The sequence below is a fragment of the Mesorhizobium australicum WSM2073 genome (genome assembly GCF_000230995.2).
Lineage (GTDB): Bacteria > Pseudomonadota > Alphaproteobacteria > Rhizobiales > Rhizobiaceae > Mesorhizobium > Mesorhizobium australicum.
In genome coordinates, this window is sequence record NC_019973.1 from 5,577,004 (window position 1) to 5,598,464 (window position 21,461).

Annotated in this window: 21 protein-coding genes; 14 read left to right on the forward strand and 7 right to left on the reverse strand. The window is 62.0% G+C overall.

Annotated features, from left to right (window positions below; genetic code table 11):
* Positions 1-2: 2 nt before the first annotated feature.
* Positions 3-1,229, reverse strand: a complete 1,227-nt coding sequence (locus MESAU_RS26870) for an iron-containing alcohol dehydrogenase (RefSeq protein WP_015319186.1) — start codon at positions 1,227-1,229, stop codon at positions 3-5.
* A 154-nt stretch (positions 1,230-1,383) separates the two neighbouring features.
* Between MESAU_RS26870 and MESAU_RS26875 the strand changes: the two genes are divergently transcribed.
* The 5 genes from MESAU_RS26875 (at position 1,384) to MESAU_RS26895 (ending at position 6,343) form a co-directional block, all read left to right on the forward strand.
* The gene (locus MESAU_RS26875) at positions 1,384-2,085 is read left to right on the forward strand and encodes a GntR family transcriptional regulator (RefSeq protein ID WP_015319187.1); all 702 of its coding nucleotides are present in this window, start codon (positions 1,384-1,386) and stop codon (positions 2,083-2,085) included.
* A gap of 11 nt (positions 2,086-2,096) precedes the next feature.
* Positions 2,097-3,689, forward strand: a complete 1,593-nt coding sequence (locus MESAU_RS26880) for a sugar ABC transporter ATP-binding protein (RefSeq protein WP_015319188.1) — start codon at positions 2,097-2,099, stop codon at positions 3,687-3,689.
* The gene (locus MESAU_RS26885) at positions 3,677-4,675 is read left to right on the forward strand and encodes an ABC transporter permease (protein WP_015319189.1); all 999 of its coding nucleotides are present in this window, start codon (positions 3,677-3,679) and stop codon (positions 4,673-4,675) included. Before MESAU_RS26880 ends, MESAU_RS26885 begins: the two co-directional genes overlap by 13 nt.
* Before the next feature lie 56 nt (positions 4,676-4,731).
* A complete protein-coding gene (locus tag MESAU_RS26890; protein ID WP_015319190.1) occupies positions 4,732-5,682 on the forward strand; it encodes a substrate-binding domain-containing protein in 951 nt (316 codons plus the stop codon).
* Positions 5,683-5,749: 67 nt separating this feature from the next.
* The gene (locus MESAU_RS26895) at positions 5,750-6,343 is read left to right on the forward strand and encodes a DJ-1/PfpI family protein (RefSeq protein WP_015319191.1); all 594 of its coding nucleotides are present in this window, start codon (positions 5,750-5,752) and stop codon (positions 6,341-6,343) included.
* 111 nt (positions 6,344-6,454) lie between these two features.
* Here the strand turns inward: MESAU_RS26895 and MESAU_RS26900 are convergent, their stop codons facing one another.
* The 5 genes from MESAU_RS26900 to MESAU_RS26920 all read right to left on the reverse strand — a co-directional run bounded on the left by MESAU_RS26900 (position 6,455) and on the right by MESAU_RS26920 (position 11,440).
* On the reverse strand, positions 6,455-7,654 hold the full coding sequence (locus MESAU_RS26900; protein ID WP_015319192.1) for a mandelate racemase/muconate lactonizing enzyme family protein: 1,200 nt from the start codon (positions 7,652-7,654) through the stop codon (positions 6,455-6,457).
* Between the two features lie 9 nt (positions 7,655-7,663).
* On the reverse strand, positions 7,664-7,990 hold the full coding sequence (locus MESAU_RS26905; RefSeq protein ID WP_015319193.1) for an NIPSNAP family protein: 327 nt from the start codon (positions 7,988-7,990) through the stop codon (positions 7,664-7,666).
* 102 nt (positions 7,991-8,092) lie between these two features.
* Entirely contained in the window at positions 8,093-9,451 is a 1,359-nt protein-coding gene (locus tag MESAU_RS26910; RefSeq protein ID WP_015319194.1) for a mandelate racemase/muconate lactonizing enzyme family protein, read from the reverse strand.
* 55 nt (positions 9,452-9,506) lie between these two features.
* Positions 9,507-10,673 (reverse strand): mandelate racemase/muconate lactonizing enzyme family protein, encoded by a 1,167-nt coding sequence (locus tag MESAU_RS26915; protein WP_015319195.1) that lies wholly within the window; start codon positions 10,671-10,673, stop codon positions 9,507-9,509.
* A 56-nt stretch (positions 10,674-10,729) separates the two neighbouring features.
* Positions 10,730-11,440, reverse strand: a complete 711-nt coding sequence (locus tag MESAU_RS26920) for a GntR family transcriptional regulator (RefSeq protein WP_015319196.1) — start codon at positions 11,438-11,440, stop codon at positions 10,730-10,732.
* A gap of 184 nt (positions 11,441-11,624) precedes the next feature.
* On the opposite strand from MESAU_RS26920, the gene MESAU_RS26925 reads away from it, so the two are divergent.
* The 6 genes from MESAU_RS26925 (at position 11,625) to MESAU_RS26950 (ending at position 18,092) form a co-directional block, all read left to right on the forward strand.
* The gene (locus tag MESAU_RS26925) at positions 11,625-13,103 is read left to right on the forward strand and encodes an ABC transporter substrate-binding protein (protein ID WP_015319197.1); all 1,479 of its coding nucleotides are present in this window, start codon (positions 11,625-11,627) and stop codon (positions 13,101-13,103) included.
* 73 nt (positions 13,104-13,176) lie between these two features.
* The gene (locus MESAU_RS26930; RefSeq protein WP_015319198.1) at positions 13,177-14,136 is read left to right on the forward strand and encodes a carbohydrate ABC transporter permease; all 960 of its coding nucleotides are present in this window, start codon (positions 13,177-13,179) and stop codon (positions 14,134-14,136) included.
* Positions 14,133-15,023 (forward strand): carbohydrate ABC transporter permease, encoded by an 891-nt coding sequence (locus MESAU_RS26935; protein ID WP_015319199.1) that lies wholly within the window; start codon positions 14,133-14,135, stop codon positions 15,021-15,023. Before MESAU_RS26930 ends, MESAU_RS26935 begins: the two co-directional genes overlap by 4 nt.
* 10 nt (positions 15,024-15,033) lie before the next feature.
* Complete coding sequence (locus MESAU_RS26940) at positions 15,034-16,131, forward strand: ABC transporter ATP-binding protein (RefSeq protein WP_015319200.1); 1,098 nt, start codon at positions 15,034-15,036, stop codon at positions 16,129-16,131.
* Positions 16,132-16,164: 33 nt separating this feature from the next.
* Positions 16,165-17,328: a mandelate racemase/muconate lactonizing enzyme family protein gene (locus tag MESAU_RS26945; protein WP_015319201.1), complete on the forward strand. Its 1,164-nt coding sequence runs from the start codon at positions 16,165-16,167 to the stop codon at positions 17,326-17,328.
* A gap of 23 nt (positions 17,329-17,351) precedes the next feature.
* Positions 17,352-18,092, forward strand: coding sequence for a ribonuclease activity regulator RraA (locus MESAU_RS26950; protein ID WP_015319202.1), 741 nt, complete (start codon positions 17,352-17,354; stop codon positions 18,090-18,092).
* 62 nt (positions 18,093-18,154) lie between these two features.
* On the opposite strand, the gene MESAU_RS26955 is transcribed toward MESAU_RS26950, so the two are convergent.
* A complete protein-coding gene (locus tag MESAU_RS26955; protein WP_015319203.1) occupies positions 18,155-19,051 on the reverse strand; it encodes a LysR family transcriptional regulator in 897 nt (298 codons plus the stop codon).
* A 228-nt stretch (positions 19,052-19,279) separates the two neighbouring features.
* Between MESAU_RS26955 and MESAU_RS26960 the strand changes: the two genes are divergently transcribed.
* The 3 genes from MESAU_RS26960 to MESAU_RS26970 are packed head-to-tail and all read left to right on the forward strand — an operon-like array spanning position 19,280 to position 21,449.
* On the forward strand, positions 19,280-20,014 hold the full coding sequence (locus MESAU_RS26960; RefSeq protein WP_015319204.1) for an SDR family NAD(P)-dependent oxidoreductase: 735 nt from the start codon (positions 19,280-19,282) through the stop codon (positions 20,012-20,014).
* Positions 20,015-20,062: 48 nt separating this feature from the next.
* Positions 20,063-20,815, forward strand: coding sequence for an SDR family NAD(P)-dependent oxidoreductase (locus MESAU_RS26965; RefSeq protein ID WP_015319205.1), 753 nt, complete (start codon positions 20,063-20,065; stop codon positions 20,813-20,815).
* Positions 20,816-20,846: 31 nt separating this feature from the next.
* A complete protein-coding gene (locus tag MESAU_RS26970; protein ID WP_015319206.1) occupies positions 20,847-21,449 on the forward strand; it encodes an NADPH-dependent F420 reductase in 603 nt (200 codons plus the stop codon).
* Positions 21,450-21,461: the final 12 nt, after the last annotated feature.

Genomic DNA, 21,461 nt, shown 5'->3' on the forward strand with positions numbered 1-21,461 from the left:
GTTCACATGGCGCAGGCGGTGAGATCGCCGTCATAGGCCGCCTGGACAAGGCGGCGCATGGCGGCGAGGTCGAATGGGCGCGGGTTGTTCTTGATCAGGCGATCGATGCCGAGCGCCTGCTCGGCGGTCCAGTCGAGCTTGTCGGCCGGGAGCCCCAGACCGGCCAGCGTCGGGGTGATGCCGATCGCCGCAAACAAGCGCCTGATCTCCTCGATGGTCGAGCCTGCCATTTCGTCGACGCCACGACCGTTCGGCTCGAGGCCAAGAGCAATCCCTATCTCGGCGATCTCAGCCGCGGCCACGCGGCTGTTGTAGCTCATGACGTAAGGCATCATTGTCGCCACTCCCAGCCCATGCGGCGTATGTGTGAGCGCGCCGGCCGGGTATTGCACCGCGTGCGCTGCCGCCGTGCCGGCGGTGCCGAACGCGCAACCCGCAGCCAGCGCTCCCATCATCACGTCGGAGCGCGCCTCGGCGTCGCCGCCGTCAATGCACGCCTTCTCCAGGCTGCGGCCGAGAAGTTTGACGGCCAGCAGCGCGAAATGGTCGGTCAGCGGCGTCTTGCCGATGAACACGTGGCGCTGCGGCAGGCTGAAGTCCCCGTCCCGGCGCATCGCCGTAAAGGCCTCGATCGCATGCGTGAGCGCGTCGGCACCGGCAACCGCGGTCAGGCCCGGCGGACAAGTCATTGTCAGTTCGGGGTCGCAGACGGCAACGGCAGCGATAAGGTAGGGGCTCGATATGCCGACTTTGAGCGTCCGGTCCGGATCCGATATCACTGCAACGGGCGTCACCTCCGATCCTGTGCCAGCCGTGGTCGGCACGGCGATCAGCGGCAGCATCGGCCCCGGGACCTTGAACTCGCCGTAGTAGTCCCGCAGCTCGCCGCCATGGCTGATCAGCAAGGCGGCACATTTGGCGAAATCGAGACAGCTGCCGCCGCCGATGCCGATCACCATATCTGGCCGGAAGCCCCTCGCTTCCTCGACGCAGACCGCCACCGAATCGCGCGGCACGTCCGGAAGGACACCGTCGTGAACCAGCACGTCGATCGACGCCGACCGCAGGGATTCCATCATTTCGGCGAACACGCCGGTGCCGGCGAAACGCTCGTCGGTGCAGACCAGGGCGCGGCGGCCATGGCGGCCGGCCACGGCTGGCAGCGCATGACGTTGTCCCTTTCCGAATAGAATTTCGCGTGGGAGCCGGAGGGCTGTGAGAAGGCTCATGACAGGCTGCATCCTTGGGGAGTTTCGGAGAAACACATTGCAAAAATCCGCACCGAAAATCCTCAATTGAGCGGCGCCGATAAAATCGTATAGGATATAGTATTGCATCGGTCAAACCCTCGTGTTAGCAGTCTCCCCAGTCGAGAGGCGAGAAATGCAATCTGTCAGTTTGAGCAATAATGGTGAAGCGCCCACGGGAGCGGGCCGCATTCAGCGGGCCGGCAGCCTGGCCGAGGACGTCTACGAGGCCATCTTCGCCCAGCTGATGTCGCTGAAGATCGCGCCCGGTTCGCGCATCACCGTCGACAATCTGGTCAAGGAATTCGACGTTTCCCATACGCCGATCCGCGAGGCGCTGGGGCGTCTCGAAGGCGAAGGACTGGTTCTGAAGACGCACCTGATCGGATATCGCGCCGCGCCGCAGATCACGCGGCGTCGTTTCGACGAATTGTACGAAATGCGTCTCCTGCTCGAACCGCACGGCGCGGCGAAAGCCGCTGCCACGATGGACGAGGCCAAACTCGGCACGCTGCTGGAGGCCGCAGGCGTGATGTCGCGCCGCGAGGGCAAGGACGAGCGCCTGCGCTATTCGAACTTCGCCAGGCAGGACGCGATCTTCCACGACAAGATCATGGAATACGCCGAAAACGAGCTCATCCGCGAGACGCTGGGTTTTCAACACACCCACTTCCACATTTTCCGCCTGATGTACCATTCCCGCGTGACCGAGGAGGCGCTGGACGAGCATGAGGCGATCCTCGCCGCGTTCGGCTCTGCCGATCCGGATGCCGCCGCGAAAGCAATGCGCGCCCACATCGAGCACTCGCGCGATCGCCTGCTGCCGGCCTTCGATTGAGGCCTGAACGAATGTCCGTTACCGCCAATATTGCCGGAGAGGGAGGAAGTGCGCTGCCCGGCGGCAATGCGCCTGGGGCCGTGGAGCCGGTGCTGCGCTCTCAGGGTCTCTCGAAGCAATATGGGCCGGTGACCGTGCTCTCCGACGTCACGCTCGACATACTGCCGGGCGAAATCCACGCCATCATCGGCGAGAACGGTGCCGGAAAATCCACTTTGATGCGGCTGCTGTCCGGCTATGCCGAGCCAACCCGCGGCACCTTGTCCATGGCCGGTCGGCCGGTGACGTTCGCCAAGCCCGACCAGGCCCAGAAAGCCGGTATCGCCCTCGTCCACCAGGAGATCCTGCTCGCCGAAGCGCTTACGGTGACGGACAATCTATTTCTCGGCCGCGAGCTTTCGCGCCGCCATGTGATGGACGACCGCACCATGCGGCGCCTGGCAGCCGAAAAGCTGGCACGGATCGGCTGCTCGGTCTCGCCGACCGCGCTGGTGCGCGACATCTCGCTGGCCGACCGCCAGTTGGTCCAGATCGCCCGCGCGCTGCTCGACGACTACAAGGTCGTGATCTTCGACGAGCCGACCGCCGTGCTGACCGGCGAGGAAGTGGATCGGCTCCTCGAAATCGTCCGGCAGCTAAAGGCCCACGGCACGGCCGTCCTCTATATCAGCCATCGGCTGGATGAGGTGCAGCAGCTTGCCGACAAGGTGACCGTGCTGCGCGACGGCAGGATGGTCGGCACCTATCCGGGCACGGCCCTGACGCAGATGGACATGGCACGCCTGATGGTCGGCCGCGAGCTTGCAACGCTCTATCCGCAGAAGAGTGCACCGTCCGATGAGCCGATGCTGAGCGTGAAAAGCGCCACCGTCCCGGGCTACGCCGAAGACGTCTCTTTCACCGTTCACAGGGGCGAAATTCTTGGCTTTGCCGGCATGATCGGCGCGGGCCGCACGGAATTGTTCGAAGGGCTGGTGGGCCTGCGTCCGGCCCACGCCGTGATCGAACTCGAGGGACGGCCCGTCCGGATCCGCTCGCAACGCGAAGCGATCGACGCAGGCATCGGCTACCTGACAGAGGACCGAAAGAGCAAGGGCCTGCTCCTCGAGGAACGGCTGGCGCCCAACCTCACGCTTTCCGCACTTGAACGGTTCCATCCCGCATTGGCTCTGAGCAGACGCCGCGAGTCGGCCGCGCTGACAGAGGCCGTCCGGAGCTACGATATCCGGCTCAAGAGCCCTGGCGTGAAGGCGGGACAGCTTTCCGGCGGCAATCAGCAGAAGCTGCTGCTCGCCAAGGTGCTGCTCACCAACCCCTCTGTGGTCGTCATCGATGAACCGACCCGTGGCATCGACATCGCCAACAAGGCTCAGATCTACGCCTTCATCCACGCCATCGTCGGCAGCGGCAAAGCCTGCATCGTCATCTCGTCGGAAATGCAGGAGCTGATCGGCATCTGCGACCGCATCCTCGTCATGCGGGAAGGCCGCCTGACGGGCGAGGTCCAAGGCGCCGAGATGACCGAAAGCAATGTGGCGCTGCTGGCGACAAGCGGCCCGAAACCGAGGCCGAAGGCCGAGGGAGGAACAGAATGGCTGTCATGACCGGATCCCCATCCACACATCGCGTCGGTGATTTGAACATCACCTGGACCGACGTGGGTCCGTTCCTGGCATTGGCCGCCCTGCTGGTGGTCGGCTTCCTCATCAATCCAGACTTCCTCTCCGCGACCAACCTTGCCAACGTCATCACCCGCAGCGCCTTCATCGCCATCATCGCTGTCGGCGCGACGTTCGTTATCTCGTCGGGAGGGCTCGATCTTTCCGTCGGCTCGATGGCCGCCTTCGTCACCGGCATCACCATCATGTTCATGAACGCGGTGGCGCCGCACGCCGGCCTGTGGGCGATACCGGCTGGAATGCTCGTGGCGACCCTGGTCGGTCTTATGTGTGGCCTCGCCAACGGCCTAATCGTCACCATAGGCCGGATCGAACCGTTCATTGCGACGCTCGGCACAATGGGCATTTTCCGTGCGTTGATCACCTATCTGACCGACGGCGGCACGATACCGATCGACCGGTCGCTGCGCGAAGCCTATCGGCCGGTCTATTTCGGCACCGTCGGCGGTGTCCCGATCCCGATCCTGATATCCGTCGCCGTCGCCGCGGTCGCGTCGTTCGTCCTCTACAAGATGAAGTATGGGCGCAAATGTGCGGCGGTGGGCGCAAACGAGGACGTCGCGCGCTATTCCGGCATCTCCGTCATCAAGACGCGCACCATCGCTTACATCGTCCAAGGCGTCTGCGTGGCCATCGCCGCGATCTGCTACGTACCGCGACTGGGTGCGGCAACGCCGACCACCGGGCAGCTCTGGGAACTGCAGGTGATCACCGCCGTGGTGATCGGCGGCACGGCGCTGCGTGGCGGCAAGGGTCATGTCTGGGGAACCGTCGCCGGCGCCGTCATTCTGGAGCTGATCGCCAATCTCATGGTGCTGTCGGACTTCGTCTCCGAGTACCTGGTTGCCGCGGTTCAGGGCGTCATCATCATCATCGCGATGCTCATTCAGAGGCTCTCGAATTCGAAATAGCCCCGTGTCCGGACCACACGGGTGCGGTCTTTGCAGGTCCAATCTGGGAGAAGAAAATGTTCTGTAAAAAATGGATGGCTGCGGCCGCGCTCGGCACGCTGCTGCTGACTGGCCATGCCATGGCCGAGGACAAGAAAGTCATCGCCGTTTCGATACCGGCCGCCGACCACGGCTGGACCGCCGGCGTCGTCTATCACGCGCAGACGGCCGCCAAGGAAATCAACGCGGCTTTCCCCGGCGTCGAGGTCATCGTAAAGACGTCGCCGTCGGCGGCCGATCAGGTGTCGGCGATCGAGGATCTCTCCGCCTCACGCAAGATCGATGCGCTGGTGATCCTGCCTTACTCCTCGGAAGAATTGACTGAGCCGGTCAAGGCCATCAAGGAGAAGGGCACCTTCATCACGGTCGTCGACCGTGGCCTGACCGACCCGACCATCCAGGGCCTCTACGTCGCCGGCGACAACATCGCCGTCGGGCGCAACACCGCGAAATACATGATCGACAAGCTTGGCGGCAGGGGCGACCTGGTTGTCCTGCGCGGCATCCCAACGGTGATCGACGATGAGCGCATCAAGGGCTTTCAGGACGCCATCGCCGGGACCGGCCTCAAGGTTCTCGACATTCAGTACGCTCATTGGAACAGCGACGAAGCCTTCAAGCTGATGCAGGACTACCTCGCCAAATATCCGCATATCGACGCGGTGTGGGCGAACGACGACGACATGCTGCTGGGGGTGCTCGAGGCGGTCAAGCAGTCGGGCCGCACCGATATCAAGCTGGCGCTTGGCGGCAACGGCATGAAGGACATCGTCAAGAAGGTCATCGACGGCGACACCATGACCCCCGTCGAGACTCCCTACCCGCCGTCCATGATCAAGACGGCCATATACATGACCATGGCCAATTTGGTTGGCCAGGCCCCGGTTCGCGGCGCCGTCAAGCTGGACGCGCCGCTGATCACCAAGGACAACGCCAAGGAATACTTCTTCCCCGACTCTCCGTTCTGAAGAACGCAATCAATGCGGGGCGCAGCATGACTCGCCCCGCCCCTTTCACACGACAGAGGACATGATCATGTCAGGCAAGAAAATATTGATGCTCACCGGCGAGTTCACCGAGGAGTACGAGATCTTCGTCTACCAGCAAGCAATGGAAGCCGTCGGTCACACGGTCCACGTGGTCTGCCCGGACAAGAAGGCAGGAGACCTCATCAAGACCTCCCTGCACGACTTCGAGGGCGACCAGACCTACACCGAAAAGCTCGGCCATTTTCAGGTGATCAACAAGACGTTTGCCGAGGCGGAAAAGCAGCTCGATCAATACCACGCCGTATATTGCGCCGGCGGCCGCGGCCCGGAATACATCCGCACCGACAAACGGGTGCAAGCCATGGTGCGCCACTTCCACGATACCCAGAAGCCGATCTTCACGATCTGCCATGGGGTCCAGATTCTGATTGCCGTGGACGGTGTCGTGCGCGGCAAGAAGGTCGGCGCGCTCGCCGCTTGCGAACCGGAAGTGACGCTGGCCGGCGGCACCTACATCGACCTGTCGCCGACGGAGGCGTATGTCGACGGAACCATGGTGTCGGCCAAGGGATGGACAGCCCTCGCTGCCTTCATCCGCGAATGCCTGAAGGTGCTCGGGACCGAGATTCGCCATAATTAAACAAGGTCGGCGCGCGTCAACAATGCGCCGGCTTCTGTTGTGATGGGATGTGCATCCACGTGTCTTTGAAGCGGGCCCTCGGTCGGTGAGATCGAGGGCCACCGTCGCCGGTCAATCGAAGAATCCGGCATCCTCCGCCAGCAAATACTTCCTGGCGCTTTCGGCGTCGATATCGAGGCCTAGCCCCGGTGCTTCCAGCAGATCCACCATGCTGTCCCTCACGATCTGCTTGGGCAGGCCGATGACGATGTCGTTCCACCAGGGGTCCGAGGCACTGGGGTATTCGAACGCCACGTAATTGGCGGGCAAGGTGGCGCAGACGTTGATCAGCGCGCCGAGGCCCAGCAGGCCATTCGCCGTGCCATGCGGCGCCATCAGAATCGAGTGCATATAGGCGTGCTCGGCGACCCATTTGAGCTCGGCAATGCCGCCGATGTCGGCAGGATCGGGGCCGATGACGCGCACCGCCTGTGTCTCGATCAGCTCCTTGAAATTGTGCCTGAGGTAAATCTGCTCGCCGGTATGGATCGGCGTCGAGGTGGAGGTGGTCAGTTCCCGGTAGGCCTGCGGATTGACCCACGGCACATAGTCGCCGGTCAGCATGTCCTCCAGCCACATCAAATTGTACCTCTCGACCGCGCGGGCAAACTTGATCGCATCGGGCAGCATCCAGCCCGGGCCGCAGTCGAGTGCCAGGCTGACCTTGTCGCCCAGCACTTCCTTCATCGCGATCACGCAGTCGAGCATGTGGTTGAAACCGCGTTCGCTGATCACGCCCTGATCCATGGCGCCGTGATAGCCGGCCTTCTTCTGCGTCACGCCGTAATGGAAGTCCTCGATGGTGTCCTTCATGTTGGAATGGAACGAGATTCCTTGCTTAACCATGAAGAAGTTCTGCGGCTGCTCCATCATCCATTTGACGTCTGCGGCATAGTCCTCCGGCCGGTCGCCTGTGCGCTTCTGGCGGATCGAGCCGTTATAGACGCGTACCTTGTCGCGCACCTTGCCGCCGAGCAGCTTATAGGCCGGCACGCCCGCGGCCTTGCCGGCAATGTCCCAAAGCGCATGTTCGATAGCGCTGACCGCCGCGCCGTAGGGCTTGAAAGAACCGCGTTGGCGGATCTTCAACATGACCCGCTCGACATCGGTCGGATCCTCGCCGATCAGCGCCTCGCGGAAATGCAGCACAAAGGGCTTGAGGTAGGTCTTGGTGAACTCGACTTCTCCCAGTCCATAGAGGCCCTCGTCGGTCACGACGCGAACGATGGGGTGCTTGCCGATAACGGCACAGCGAAGGTCGGTGATCTTCATCGCGCAGTCCTATCTCACGGACGAGAAAGCTGTCGGCGTGAGCAGCTGGCTGCTGATATTGGCAACGATCTGCCCGTCGCGCTCGGACTCGTCCCGGGCCCTGTGCCATGCCGGATCGGTGACGAAAGCCGTCCATTTCGCCTCACGCTCGGCCAGTGATTCCCAGGCTAGGAAATAGGTGAGGCGATTGCTGTTTTCGCCGATCACCGTGGTGAAAAACCCGGCCTGGCGGATGCCATGCCTCTCCCAGATGGCCAGCGTCTGCTCGGAAAAGCGCTTGAGCAACGCCGGCAGCCTGCCCGGCAGGCAGTCATAGATGCGCAGTTCATAGATCATGGTTTCGTCCGTTTCTTTCTTCGCCTCTCCCTTGGGAGAGGTCGACACGAATGGTCAGTCGTCGGCCCTGTGAGCCAAGGAGAGTGAGGGCAGGAGTCTGGGCTAACTCCAGGTCCGGTCCCAGCTATATTCATTGTCCCAATGCTCGGTGGATTGCCATATCCCGGCGACACCGGGCTGCAGGTGCTGGCTGATCACCTCGTCGACCACATCGTCTATGCCCAGCCCCGGCTTGTCGGGCACGGTGATGAAGCCGTCCTTGACGAGCGGCTTGGGAAGGCCTGTGACGATATCGTCCCACCAGTCGACATCGGCGGAGTGGTATTCGAGCGCCATGAAATTTTCGGTAGCGGTCGCGACATGCGCGGCGGCCATCGCGGCGATCGGGCTTTCGGCCATATGGATGGCCATGGCGACACCGTGATCCTGCGCCATGTCGCCGATCTTCTTGGTCTCGAGAATACCCCCACTGGTGAGCAGGTCCGGGTGGATGACGGAGAGGCCGCCGCTCTTGAGCAGCGGCTCGAAGCCTTCCTTGAGGTAGATGTCTTCGCCGGTGCACATCGGCACCGTGGTGGCCCCCTGCAATTGCCGGTACTGCTCGGTGTGTTGCCAGGGGATCACATCCTCCAGCCAGGCCGGGGCGTATTTCTCGATGCGACGCGACAGGCGAATGCCGTCCTGCAGCGAGATGTGGCCGACATGGTCGATGGCGAGCGGGATCTCGTATCCGATCACCTCGCGAACCTCGTGGATGTACTGCTCGAGCAGGTCGATCCCCTTCTCGGTGAAATGCAGGCCGGTGAACGGGTGCTGCACGTTCTGCGCGTCGTAGGCGAGATTGCGGGCCTTGCGCTCCTCAAGCGTGCCGCCACGGCCGCGCGGATTGGCATGAAACCCTTCGAGCGCGCCGGCGGGCGCGGATACGGCGCCCGGGACATGGGCGATCTGCATCAAGCCCAGGTCCATCTTGAGGAAGGTGAAACCACGGTCCATGCGCTGCTTGAGGCGCTTTCCGGTTTCGGTGCCGCTCGGTTTCTCGGCATCGGTATCGCAATAGACGCGCACCTGATCGCGGAACTTGCCGCCGAGCATCTGGTAGATGGGAACGCCATAGGCCTTGCCGGCGAGATCCCAGAGCGCGATCTCGACCGCCGAGACGCCGCCGCCCTGCCGACCGTGCCCGCCAAATTGCTTGATGCGGCGAAACAGGCGATCGATGTCGCAAGGGTTCTCGCCAAGCAGCCGGCTCTTCAGCATCAGCGCGTAGGTGGCGCTGGCGCCGTCGCGCACCTCGCCAAGCCCGACGATGCCTTGATTGGTATAGATCTTGAGCAGCGCCGAGGTGAACGGCGCACCGACGATCTCGGCCACCCGCATGTCGGTGATGCGAAGCTCGGACGGCTTCGAGTTGGTGTTGACCCGGTTGAGGGCCTCGTCGGCTCCATCCGTCTTTGGCATGACTTATCCCCGTTCTGATTTGCGGGTCGTCGCCCGCATGCTGCCGATTGCGTTGCTAGCCCAGTTCGATCTCATGGGCTTGCAGGTAATCGCGGTTCATCTCGATGCCGAGACCCGGCCTCAACGAGAGCTTGAGGCTACCGTTCGAAACATCGAGCGGCTTGTCGATAAGATGATCGTACTTGCCCAAATTCCACTCCGACGTTTCGAGCTTGTAGAAGTTCGGAACGGTCATCATCACCTGCGCTCCCGCAACCACGTTGATCGGTCCCGCGGCGTCGTGGGGCGAGACTGGGATGTAGTAGGCTTCGCACAGAGCGGAAATCTTCTTGAGTTCGGTAATTCCGCCGGTCCAGGTGACGTCAGGCATGATGTAGTCGGCGAGCTTGTTCTCGAGAACCGGCACGAAATCCCACTTTGTGTGGCCACGCTCGCCCCAAGAGATAGCGGCACTGACCTTCTCGCGAACCTGCTTGAGGGCGTTAAGGCTCTCGGGCGGGCATGGCTCCTCGAACCAGTCGATCTGGCCGGCCTCCTCGAGGCTGCGACAGAGGCGAATGGCGGTCGGAACATCGAAGCGGCCGTGCGCATCGATGAGGATGTCGATGTCGGGGCCTGCCGTTTCGCGGATCAGAGCCGTGAGTTCGGCAGCCTCGCGCTCGTCCTTGCGGGTCATGCCGCCGTCGAGATAGCCGTCCCGCTGTTCGCGCGACACACCGTCGGCATCGCGACCCTGGTGGGGGAAGGGGTCGAACTTGAGAGCAGTATGTCCGGACTCGACGATGTCCAGGATTTCGCGCACCACAGCGTCCTTGCTGGTGAATTTGGCCTGGTTGGGGTGGGTGTAGAGCGCGATCTCATCGCGGACCGGCCCGCCCAACAGCTCGTAGATCGGCTTGCCGAGGACTTTGCCCCTGATGTCCCAGAGGGCTATGTCGATCGCGCTCACGCATTCGACCGCGGCGCCACGGCTACCCATATAGGTGAAGCCGCGGAAGATCTTGTGCCAGAGGCATTCGATACGCGCCGGATCTTCGCCTGTCACGGCGGCTCCGATCTGTCGAAGGATCGTGCAGAGGGCGCGGTTGGCGAGCTTCGTGGTGGTGGTGATCTCTCCCCAGCCGCTCACTCCCTCGTCTGTCGTTACCTCGACGAACAGGAATTCCCCCCAATAGGAAGCACCAGACTTGATCAGCCACGGCCGAACGCTCGTGATTTTCATTTCAACTGCCTTTTCACTAGTGGTCAACCACGCTGTTCCAGACCTGACCCCTCGTCCTATCCGGCCCGAGCGGCGTTGCGTGCACGCATCTGTTCGAGAACATGCCGGCCGGAACCCTCGACGTGGCGGGAGATGAGTTCGGCCGCCTTGTCGGCCTCCCCGGTCTTGATGAGCGCAATGAGTTCGCGATGCTCACGAATGATCGCGGCACGCCGCGCGAGCGTGAAATTGAAACGCCGGCTCACCGCTCGCAGCACTTCGCGATGCTTCCACCAGAGCTCGGCGGCATGGCGGTTATAGTGCCGCTGGTACATCACCGTGTGAAATGCGGTATCCAGTTCACTGTGCCTGAACGTGTCGGCGAAATTGTTCTCTTCGATCAGGCCTTGGATGCGTTCGAGTTCGGCGATGTCCTCGCCGGTGGCCATACCTACAAACCATCGCGTCAGGGCTGGCTCGATCAGAACTCCGATCTCGTAGATATCGCGGACGAAATCCTGATCGATGGGCCTTACACGCGCCCCGCGGTTGGGAGAAAAGATGACGAACCCCTCGCCCCGCAACAGTTGCAGGGCCTCGCGCACGGGATTGGTCGACGTGCCGTGGCGGCGGGCGAGATCGGTCACAACAAGCCGTTCGTTGGCGGCGAGCCGTCCCTCGATGATGTCTTCCCTGATCAGTTCGTAAAGCGAGGCACCCTCGCTGGAGGCTCCGGTGGCGTCGATCCCCGGGGGTGGCTTTGCTTTGAAATCGTCTGTTTCGGCCAAGGGCCGGCTCCCCAAATTAATACACAGTCTGTCCGATATCACGCACGGTTCCCATAAACAATGTACGATCTCGTGCGTTGACAGGCAATCCATGTTCTGAAAACGTACCAAGTGGTCGAGAGGATACACCGTACTGCAATAACCATCCTCGCGATCGCAGGGCGGAGAACCAGGGAGGATACCTATGACGAGGATCATGCTCGGCAGTGCGGTCCTGCGCGGCACTGTCGTCGGTATTTTGACGGCATCACTTATGTCCACATCGGCGTTGGGTGCGCCACCGGTCGACCTCAGCAAATGGTCGCCCGAATATGTGCGCTCCATCGCGGGAACACAGGATTTCGACACGGCCGGCGATTGCGCCAAGGTCACGCCGCTGGATTACAAGGGGCGACTGACTTTCTGGTATCAGGGCGTGTTCGAGGGCGATCCCGACCTGCTGCGCCAGTACTACAAGGATTTCTTCGAGACTTTCCGCAAGACCTATCCGAACATCAAGCTCGAGGAACAGGCCCTCACCTATAACGACCTTCTCGACAAGTTCCGCACCGCGCTCCTGGGCAATGCCGCGCCGATGGCGGTGCGCCTGCAAATCCTGGGCGGTACCGAATTCGCCTCGAAAGGCTATCTGCAGCCGCTCAAGCCGGAGGATGTGGGCTATTCGACCGAGGATTTCTGGCCCGGCGCCATGAAGGCCGTGACCTGGGATGGGGTCACATACGGCGTTCCAACGAACAACGAGACGATGGCGTTCATCTGGAATGCCGACATCTTCAAGCGTGCGGGTCTCGATCCGGACAAGGCTCCCGCAACCTGGGACGACGTCGTCAAATATTCCAAGCAGATCCACGACAAGCTCGGCATTGCCGGTTACGGCCTCGTGGCTCGCAAGAATGCCGGCAATACGCCCTATCGCTTCATGCCACAGCTGTGGGCCTATGGCGGCGGCGTCTTCGACGAAGCCACCGCGAACCCGACTTACAAGGAGGTGGAACTCGACAGCCCGCAGAGCAAGGCGGCGCTGCAAGCCTCATACGACATGTATGTCCGCGACAAGTCGGTTCCGGTCTCGGCGCTCACCAACCAGCAGGCCGACAACCAGCCTCTGTTCGTCGCCGGCCAGTTGGGCATGATGGTTTCCCACCCGTCCGACTACAACGTCATGCTCGACCTGCAGGCCAAGGCGACCGGGACCGACAAGGACAAGGCGCAGACCGTCATCGACAATATGCGCTACGGCCTGATCCCGACCGGTCCTGACGGCAAGCGCGCCGTCGTGTTCGGCGGCTCGAACATTCACATCCTGAAGCCCGAGTATGTAGAGGGTGGCAAGGTGGACGAGCCGGCCGCGAAGGCGATGATCTGCATGTGGGCGAGCCCCGAATGGTCGCTGAAGATGGCCTATGCCGGCTCGAACCCGGGCAATCTTAACGGCTTCAAGACCAAATGGATGAAGGAACGTCTGGACCATATCAAGTTCCTCGATGTCACGACTTCGATGCTGCCCTATGGCATCCCCTTCCCGGCGCTGCCGGAATCCCCCGAGATCATGAATATCATCGTCCCGGACATGCTGCAGAATGCGCTGACCGGCGCGATGACCGTCGACCAGGCAGCGGACGATGCGGCCAAGAAGGTGAAAGACCTAATGGGCGGGCTCTAGTCCCAACCTGACCTGCGAACCGGCTGCGCCAAGAGCGCAGCCGGTTCTTTTCGAAAAACAAGGGCACGCCACAGTGACGATCGTGACCGGCAAGGCCGAGGCTCGCCGAAAATCGCAACCCGGCGGGTCAGGCGCATTGCGGAACATCTGGGCCCATCGCGCCGACTACGCATACGTGCTCCCGGCGATCGCCGTGATGCTCGTCGTCATCGCCTATCCGATCTACTACACGATCGAGCTGTCGTTCTATAAGACGCCCCCCGGTCTGCAGCTCCGCGACAAGACCTTCATCGGCTTCGACAATTACACCACCATCCTCACCAGCGATGTGTTCTGGAAAGTAACCTGGAACACCCTGATCTGGACATTCGGATCCACTTTCATCTCCTTTGTCCTGGGATTTGCCACGGCGCTGGCGCTGCACCGAGACTTTGTCGGCCGCGGCGTCCTGCGCGCCATCCTGATCATTCCCTGGGTGATCAGCGCCGTTGCCGCCTCCTATATCTGGAAGTGGATCTACCATTCGGATTTCGGCATCATCGGCGCGGTGCTGGTCGGCCTCGGATTGACTGACCGGCCACCCAATTTCATCGACAACGTCAGCACGGTGCTGCCCTCCCTGATCGTCGTCAATATCTGGCGCGAGTTTCCGTTTGCCATGATCATGATGATGGCCGGCCTGCAGACAGTCCCCGAGCAATTGTTGCGGGCCGCCAAGGTCGACGGGGCCAATGCATGGCAGCGCTTCTGGCACGTCACTTTCCCGCACTTGCGCAACGTCTCGGTGGTGACGATCCTGCTGCTCGCGGTGGCCAACTTCAATTCCTTCATCATCCCCTGGATCATGACCGCAGGCGGGCCGTCGAACGCATCGCATATCTGGATAACCCACATCTATGAGCTCGCCTTCGGCCGCCAGCGCTGGGGCGTGGCATCGGCTTATTCGGTGCTCCTGTTCCTCATCCTGATGACGCTGGGCTATTTCTACGTCCGGGCGCTAAGCGGCAATGAGCGGAAAGAGGGGAGCACATGAGCACGCTTGCAGAGACAGCCTCCCGAGGCCGGCCCCATCGCCGCATGCGCGTCGACGGATGGCGCTGGGCCGGGCGCATCTTCCTCTTGTTCATGCTGATTTACACCGCGGTGCCGATGATCTGGATGCTGATCACCTCGATCAAGTCCGGCTTCGCGGCGACGCAATTCCCGCCGCAATGGTGGCCAAACGAGCCTACGCTTGCCAGCTACAAGAAGCTGCTCGATCCGCAGAACAGCGTCGGCCAGGACTTCCTGCGCTTCTTCTGGAACAGCCTGTTCGTGTCGACCGTCACGACAATCCTTTCGGTGATCGTTGCCGTCCCCGCGGCCTACGCGTTTTCGCGCTTCACCTTCCCCGGCCGGAACTTCCTGTTCTTCGCCGTGCTGCTGCGCAACATGTTCCCAGCGGTGATCTTTCTCGTGCCGCTCTTCATCCTGATGCGTGCGATCGGGCTGGTGAACACGCATGGCTCGCTGATCCTGACCTATCTCACCTTCGGCCTGCCCCTGGCGATCTGGCTGCTCAAGGGTTTTTACGACAACATCCCGGTGCAGCTCGAGCAGGCGGCGCGTATCGATGGGGCAACACGGTTCCAGGCCTTCATCATGATCGTGATGCCGCTCTCGACGCCGGGGATCATCGCCACCGCGATCTATTCCTTCATCGGCGCGTGGAACGAGTACATCTACGCCTACACGTTCCTCTCCAAAAATGAACAGTTGACCCTGCCGGTCGGCATCCAGCGCTTCTTCTCGGAAAACACGACGGACTTTCCGGGACTGATGGCGGCGAGCTTCATGATGAGCGTGCCTGTCGTGGTGCTGTTCCTCGTCCTGCAGCGATACTTCGTACGCGCCCTGACAGAAGGCGCGGTCAAGCATTAGGGAGTTGCCGATGGCCCATGTGGTCCTCAAAGATCTCGTCAAGACCTATGGCGGCTTCAAGGCCGTCAACGACGTTTCACTGACGGTCAACGACGGCGAGTTCGTTGCGCTTGTCGGCCCTTCAGGCTGCGGAAAGACGACCACGCTCAATCTCGTTGCCGGGCTGACCCCGATCACATCGGGCGACATCCTCATTGGCGACCAGGTGGTCAACGATCTCGACCCCAAGGACCGGGACATCGCAATGGTGTTCCAGAACTACGCGCTCTATCCGCAAAAGTCGGTCTACATGAACCTCGCGTTCCCGCTACAGATGCGCAAACTGCCCAGTGACGAGATCGAGAAGAAGGTCAAGGAAGCGGCGCGCGTGCTCGACATGACGCACCTGCTCGAGCGCAAGCCGCGCGAACTTTCGGGCGGGCAGCAGCAGCGTGTGGCGCTGGGCCGTGCTCTCGTGCGCGATCCCGCGGTGTTTCTCATGGACGAGCCGCTCTCCAACCTCGACGCGAAACTGCGCGTACAGATGCGGTCGGAGATCAAGCGCTTCCACCAGGACCTCAAGGCGACGATCATCTATGTGACGCACGACCAGCTCGAAGCCGTCACCATGGCCGACAAGATGGCGGTGATGAACGGCGGCTTCCTGCAGCAATACGATTCACCGGCGCAGGTCTTTGCCCATCCGGTGAACATGTTCGTCGCCAGCTTCATCGGCAGCCCGGCAATGAGCCTCATTCCGCTGGAGACATCGACGGCGAACGGCAACACCGTGCTGACCAGCGCGGAGGGCTGGAGCCTCGGGCTCTCGCCGCGCAACGTCCAGAAGGTCACGGGGGCAACGACCAGGAAAATCGTGCTCGGCGCACGCCACTCGACGATCAAGCTGCACAAGAGCGCCGTGCAAGGCGGCATCCCGGCCAAGGTCTACACGGTGGAACCAACCGGAGACGTCACCTTCGTGCAGGCGTTCCTGTCCGGTGCCATCGTCAACGTCAGCGTGCCGCCCAACATTGCCGTCGCGCCCGACGAGCGGATCTGGCTCGAGTTCGACCAGGAGCGGATGCATCTGTTCGACGGTGAAACCGAGATGGCTCTCGAGGCCAACTGAGACAGGGCGGATGCGTGTGGGACATGGGCGTGGATGACTACGAAACTTAAGATCACGGCGATCAAACCCTATCCGGCATGGGTGGGAACGCGCAATCAGATGCTGGTCAAGGTCGAGACCGACCAGGGCATTTTCGGTTGGGGCGAGAGCGGCCTGAGCGGCCGCGAGAAGGCCGTGGCCGGCGCGGTCGAGCACTATCGCGAGTTTCTCATCGGCCGCGATCCCATGCAGATCGGGCGGATCTGGCAGGAGGTTTATCGCAGCCAGTATTTCGAAGGCGGTCGGGTTCTGCAGGCAGCTATTTCGGCCATCGATATCGCCCTCCACGATATCAAGGGCAAGGCGCTGGGGGTGCCGGTCTACGAATTGCTGGGCGGCAAGCAGCGCGACCGGATCCCCACCTTCGCCTCGACCGGAGACGAGGCCGAGGGCGATGTTGCCATCGAGCGGGCCCGCGAACTGCGCGCACAAGGCTGGCAGGCGATCCGCTTCTTTCCCGTCGGGCAAAACAGCAGGGATGTTTTCGAGCCACGCGAGTCGATCGGCGCTACCGCGACCATGCTGAACAAGGCGCGCCGGCACCTGGGTAACGATGTCGTCCTCGGCATCGACTATCATCATCGGCTGTCGGTGGCGGAGGCGGCGAGCTTCTGCAACAAGCTCGACCGCGGCGTGCTCGATTTTCTCGAGGAGCCGATACGCGACGAGACGCCAGAAGCGTACGAATCCCTCCGCACGATGACCGACATCCCCTTCGCCATTGGCGAGGAATTTACCAGCAAGTGGCAGTTCCTGCCCTATATCGAGCGCGGCATCCACCAGTTCAACCGGCTCGATATCTGCAATGCCGGCGGGTTCACCGAGGCAATGAAAATCGCTGGCTGGAGCGAGGCGCACTATGTGGACCTGATGCCGCACAATCCGCTTGGTCCAGTGTGCACGGCCGCGACCGTGCATCTGGCCGCCGCGGTCCCCAACTTCGCGTGGCTCGAAACCAGGGCCCCCGAAGCAAGGCTCGGCTTCGACAATTCCGAATTTTTCCCGGTGCAACCACGGCTCGACGGCCCCGACTACCCGGTGGGCGATCTGCCGGGGCTCGGCGTCGAGGTCAACGAAGAGGCCGTCCAGGCGCAGAGCTTCCATTTCTGGGAAGCGCCCCACCTCAAGCGCCGCGATGGTTCTGTCACGAACTGGTAGTTCCCTTTCAATCGGAGTCCACAATGACACATACTTCCGACATCACGCGGCCGCCGAAGGATCTGATCGACGCGCTAAAGGAGATCGGCGCCGCGACGGTTGCCGGCACGCTTGGCCATATGGGCTTCCGCAATCCGCATATGGTCGGCCCGGTGGCGCAGAACCACGGGAGATCGATCGTCGGGCCGGCGCTGACGCTGCAGTTCCTGCCGCAGCGGCCCGATCTTTTCAACGAGGGAGAATATGCCGATCCGGAAACACAGCTGCACCGGCATGTGCTGTACCACGCACAGGAAGGGGATGTGGTCGTGGTCGATGCGCGCGGCGACATGAGTTCGGGCGTCTTCGGCGATATGATGTCGACGTATTTCAAGGGCAGAGGCGGCGCGGGCATCGTCATCGACGGCTGCATGCGCGACCGGCCCAATGTCGAAAAGCTCGATCTGGCCCTATGGCTGCGCGGCTGGACGCCCAACTACCATGTGCAAACCAGCATTTATCCCAATGCCGTCAACGTTCCGATTGCCTGCGGCGGTGTCACCGTGATCCCCGGCGACATCATCGTCGCCGACGATGATGGGGTGGTGGTGCTACCCGTTGCGATGGCCGCGAAGGTGATCGAAGAATCCCAGAAACATCACGACTGGGAGGAGTTCTCACGCATGAAGCTCATGGAGGGCGGGTCGTTGCAACGCTATTATCCGCTGCACCCAAGTGCGACCGAAGAGTACGAGGCTTGGCGGGCAACCAACCCAAAATTTTGATGGACGATCGAGATCCCGAAATGTCTCATGAAGGGCAGGCGACCGCCAGTCCCAGACGGGCGTTAGTCACGCGTTACGGACAGTCCCGCGATAAGCGGAGCGTACGCGGCGAGCCTGCGGGATACGAACTCCGTGAAAAGCCGAACGCGCTTCGTCTTGCGTGTCTCCCCCTGCGTGAGAATCCAGAGTGTCCCATGCATGGGCGGGTTGGTGCCCGGCACCCTCACGAGCAGGGGGTCGGCATCTCCGACAAAGCACGGCAGTTTCGTCATCCCGATCCCTTGCTGCGCCGCGATGATCTGCGTCTCGGCATCCGGAGTCCTGAACGGAGCTCCCGTGATGTGAACTTCTCCCTCGCGCGCCCAGTCCGGAATTCCATGATTGTCTATTGCGATCCACCGGAGGGGATCAGGCGTGCCCGCACGCAACGCGGGTAGTCGATCGCGAGACGTGTAGACGCCGCTGAACACCTCCGGTCCCTTCAGGCCGTGAAGATTGAGCGGCAGGGTCTTGCGGTCGGCGACAATGCGGATCGCGACGTCGGCCTCTCGGTTAGTCAGATTCGCCACCTCGCCAGTGGTCAAGATTTCCATCTCGATGTCCGGATGCATACGCGCGAAGTCGGCGAGATCCGGCATGAGCAGGTGTGTGGCGAGGAACGGTGGAACTGTCACCCGCAACAGCCCGCGCGCGCTCTGGTCGCGACCGAAGACACGCGTCTCCAGCTGGTGCGACGACGCTTCCATCTGGTTCGCGAGCTCGAGGACCTCCTCGCCCGCAGCCGTCAGGCGGTAGCCCGAAGGCAGCTTTTCGAACATCTGCGCCCCGAGGCGTTCCTCAAGTTGAGCGATTCGTCGCAGCACGGTCGAGTGATACACGCCGAGGCGCTCGGCGGCAGCCCGCACCGAGCCGCCGCGCGCGGCGGCAAGAAAGTAGCGAACGTCATCCCAGTCAATCATGGTGCATTCCCGCGCCGCCAGCTGCGCCTTCCGAAGCCCATTCTAGCACGCCGAGCTGTAATGCGCGCGACTGTTGCGGCGTTCAATCGTCAGGGTGGATCGTTTTCGCACCACCGATGTGCGCGATTCCGCACTCACCGCCCGACTTCGGCGATCCCATGTTCAGGCTCTCGGGTTGACCCACCGTACAGCCAAAGACCCGAGATGGCGAAACGAAGGACGCACGACATGAACAGACTGAATGGAAAGACCGCCGTGATCACCGGCGGCGCTACCGGCATCGGCCGCGCCGCTGCAAAGCGCTTCATCGAGGAAGGCGCCTTCGTCTTCATCTTCGGCCGCCGGCAGCAAGCGCTCGACGCCGCTGTGGCGGACCTCGGGCCCAATGCCCGCGCGGTGAAAGGCTCGGTCTCGGATGAGGCCGACCTCGACCGGCTCTACGCTGCGGTGAAGGCCGAACGCGGAAGCCTCGACATCGTCTTCGCCAATGCCGGGGCTGGAGGCCCGCTTCCGCTCGGCCAGATCACCGCCGAGCACATTGACGAAGCCTTCGACACCAATGTGAAGGGTACGATCTTCACGGTCCAGAAGGCGCTGCCGCTGATGGGCCCAGGGGGTTCGATCATCGTGACCGGATCGAGCGCCGGCACCACGGGCGCCCCGGGGTTCACTGCCTACAGCGCGAGCAAGGCGGCAGTGCGCAACCTCGCGCGGACCTGGGCGGAGGACCTGAAGGGCACCGGTATCCGCGTAAACGTGCTGTCGCCCGGGGCGACCGCGACCGACCTCGCAAAGGAAGCGCTGGGCGAGGAAGGACAGAAGGTCTTCGCCTCGATGACTCCGCTCCAGCGCATGGCCGATCCGGCGGAAATCGGGGCGGTGGCTGCCTTTCTCGCGTCGTCGGACAGCAGCTTCATGACCGCCAGCGAGGTCGCCGTTGATGGCGGCCTGGCGCAACTCTGACGCTGGCGCGTTCCCGCGCCTGGCTCACACAACGAAGGATAGAAGATCATGAAAAAGTTAGAAAATAAGGTCGCCGTCATCACCGGCGGAAGCAGCGGGATCGGCTTGGCGACAGCCAAGCGCTTCGTTGAAGAAGGCGCGCACGTCGTGATCACCGGGCGACGAGAGAAAGAGCTGAAGGAGGCCGCGGCCTTCATCGAGAGAAACGTTACGACGGTCGCAGGCGACGTGTCGCGCTTGGAGGATCTGGACCGGGTCTATGCCGTCGTGAAAGAGAAACACGGCCACATCGACATTCTCTTCGCGAACGCAGGCGCAGGGACAATCGCACCGCTCGCGGCAGCGACTGAGGCCCATTTTGACCAAACCTTCGATGTGAATGTGAAGGGGTTGTTTTTCACGGTACAGAAGGCGCTTCCACTATTCAGTAACGGCGGTTCGATCATCCTGACCTCTTCGGTCTCCAACGTGTTGGGGCTGCCAGGGTTCAGCGCCTACGCAGCGAGTAAAGCGGCGGTGCGAAACTTCGCGCGCGCTTGGACACTGGAGCTGAAAGATCGCAAAATTCGCGTGAATTCAATGAGTCCCGGACCAATCGAGACCCCGGCATTGGCGACAACGACGGGCCTTACCCCCGAGCAAGCCGAGCAAGCGGCCGCCCAGTTTGCTTCACAGATCCCAATGGGTCGCAGGGGCAAGCCAGAGGAAATCGCGGCTGCCGTCACGTTCCTTGCATCTGACGAAAGCTCTTACATCACCGGCGTAGATTTCGCCGTTGATGGAGGCATGGCCCAGGTCTGACCTCGGCATCACACAAGATCGGAGAAACATCATGAGCTACACAATTATCGGCTTCGGCAATGTTGGCCGAGCCCTCGCCAAGGCATTTGCTCGCAAGGGCATCGAGGTATCCGTCGCGACCACGCGCGACCCGGAAAGCTTTGCCGCGGACGCGGCCGCGATCGGGCCTACGATCATCCCCAAAAAGCTGGCGGACGCGGTCAAGGCGGACATCATCTTTTTGGCAGTCCGTTTCGAGTCCCATCCGGATGTCGCGAAGGCGCTGTCCACCTGGAAGGGGAAGACCATCGTCGATGTGACCAATGCCTACGGCGTACCCCCTGAGAAGCTGGGAGGACAGCCTTCTTCCAAGTTCATCGCGCAGGCTTTCCCCGGTGGACGACTGGTCAAGGGCTTCAACCATTTGGGCGCTGCCACCCTTGAGCAAGATCCAGCAGTGCATGGCGGCAGGAGAGTCGTGTTCCTGGCGAGCGACGATGACGCTGCCGCAGCGGAGATTGGTACGCTCGCGGAAAATCTCGGCTTCTCGCCGATCAAACTTGGCGGGCTTTCGGAAGGTGGGCTGCTGGTCCAGGCGCGCGGAAATAGCTGGGGTCATCTGATCTTTAAGGACCTGGTCAAGTTCGACCGATGAACACGACGTGCC

Bases quoted from the DNA above. Each gene is read 5' to 3' on its own strand.
- MESAU_RS26870 (WP_015319186.1), bottom strand. From the start codon at position 1,229: ATGAGCCTTCTCACAGCCCTCCGGCTCCCACGCGAAATTCTATTCGGA.
- MESAU_RS26875 (WP_015319187.1), top strand. From the start codon at position 1,384: ATGCAATCTGTCAGTTTGAGCAATAATGGTGAAGCGCCCACGGGAGCG.
- MESAU_RS26880 (WP_015319188.1), top strand. From the start codon at position 2,097: ATGTCCGTTACCGCCAATATTGCCGGAGAGGGAGGAAGTGCGCTGCCC.
- MESAU_RS26885 (WP_015319189.1), top strand. From the start codon at position 3,677: ATGGCTGTCATGACCGGATCCCCATCCACACATCGCGTCGGTGATTTG.
- MESAU_RS26890 (WP_015319190.1), top strand. From the start codon at position 4,732: ATGTTCTGTAAAAAATGGATGGCTGCGGCCGCGCTCGGCACGCTGCTG.
- MESAU_RS26895 (WP_015319191.1), top strand. From the start codon at position 5,750: ATGTCAGGCAAGAAAATATTGATGCTCACCGGCGAGTTCACCGAGGAG.
- MESAU_RS26900 (WP_015319192.1), bottom strand. From the start codon at position 7,654: ATGAAGATCACCGACCTTCGCTGTGCCGTTATCGGCAAGCACCCCATC.
- MESAU_RS26905 (WP_015319193.1), bottom strand. From the start codon at position 7,990: ATGATCTATGAACTGCGCATCTATGACTGCCTGCCGGGCAGGCTGCCG.
- MESAU_RS26910 (WP_015319194.1), bottom strand. From the start codon at position 9,451: ATGCCAAAGACGGATGGAGCCGACGAGGCCCTCAACCGGGTCAACACC.
- MESAU_RS26915 (WP_015319195.1), bottom strand. From the start codon at position 10,673: ATGAAAATCACGAGCGTTCGGCCGTGGCTGATCAAGTCTGGTGCTTCC.
- MESAU_RS26925 (WP_015319197.1), top strand. From the start codon at position 11,625: ATGACGAGGATCATGCTCGGCAGTGCGGTCCTGCGCGGCACTGTCGTC.
- MESAU_RS26935 (WP_015319199.1), top strand. From the start codon at position 14,133: ATGAGCACGCTTGCAGAGACAGCCTCCCGAGGCCGGCCCCATCGCCGC.
- MESAU_RS26940 (WP_015319200.1), top strand. From the start codon at position 15,034: ATGGCCCATGTGGTCCTCAAAGATCTCGTCAAGACCTATGGCGGCTTC.
- MESAU_RS26945 (WP_015319201.1), top strand. From the start codon at position 16,165: ATGACTACGAAACTTAAGATCACGGCGATCAAACCCTATCCGGCATGG.
- MESAU_RS26950 (WP_015319202.1), top strand. From the start codon at position 17,352: ATGACACATACTTCCGACATCACGCGGCCGCCGAAGGATCTGATCGAC.
- MESAU_RS26955 (WP_015319203.1), bottom strand. From the start codon at position 19,051: ATGATTGACTGGGATGACGTTCGCTACTTTCTTGCCGCCGCGCGCGGC.
- MESAU_RS26960 (WP_015319204.1), top strand. From the start codon at position 19,280: ATGAACAGACTGAATGGAAAGACCGCCGTGATCACCGGCGGCGCTACC.
- MESAU_RS26965 (WP_015319205.1), top strand. From the start codon at position 20,063: ATGAAAAAGTTAGAAAATAAGGTCGCCGTCATCACCGGCGGAAGCAGC.
- MESAU_RS26970 (WP_015319206.1), top strand. From the start codon at position 20,847: ATGAGCTACACAATTATCGGCTTCGGCAATGTTGGCCGAGCCCTCGCC.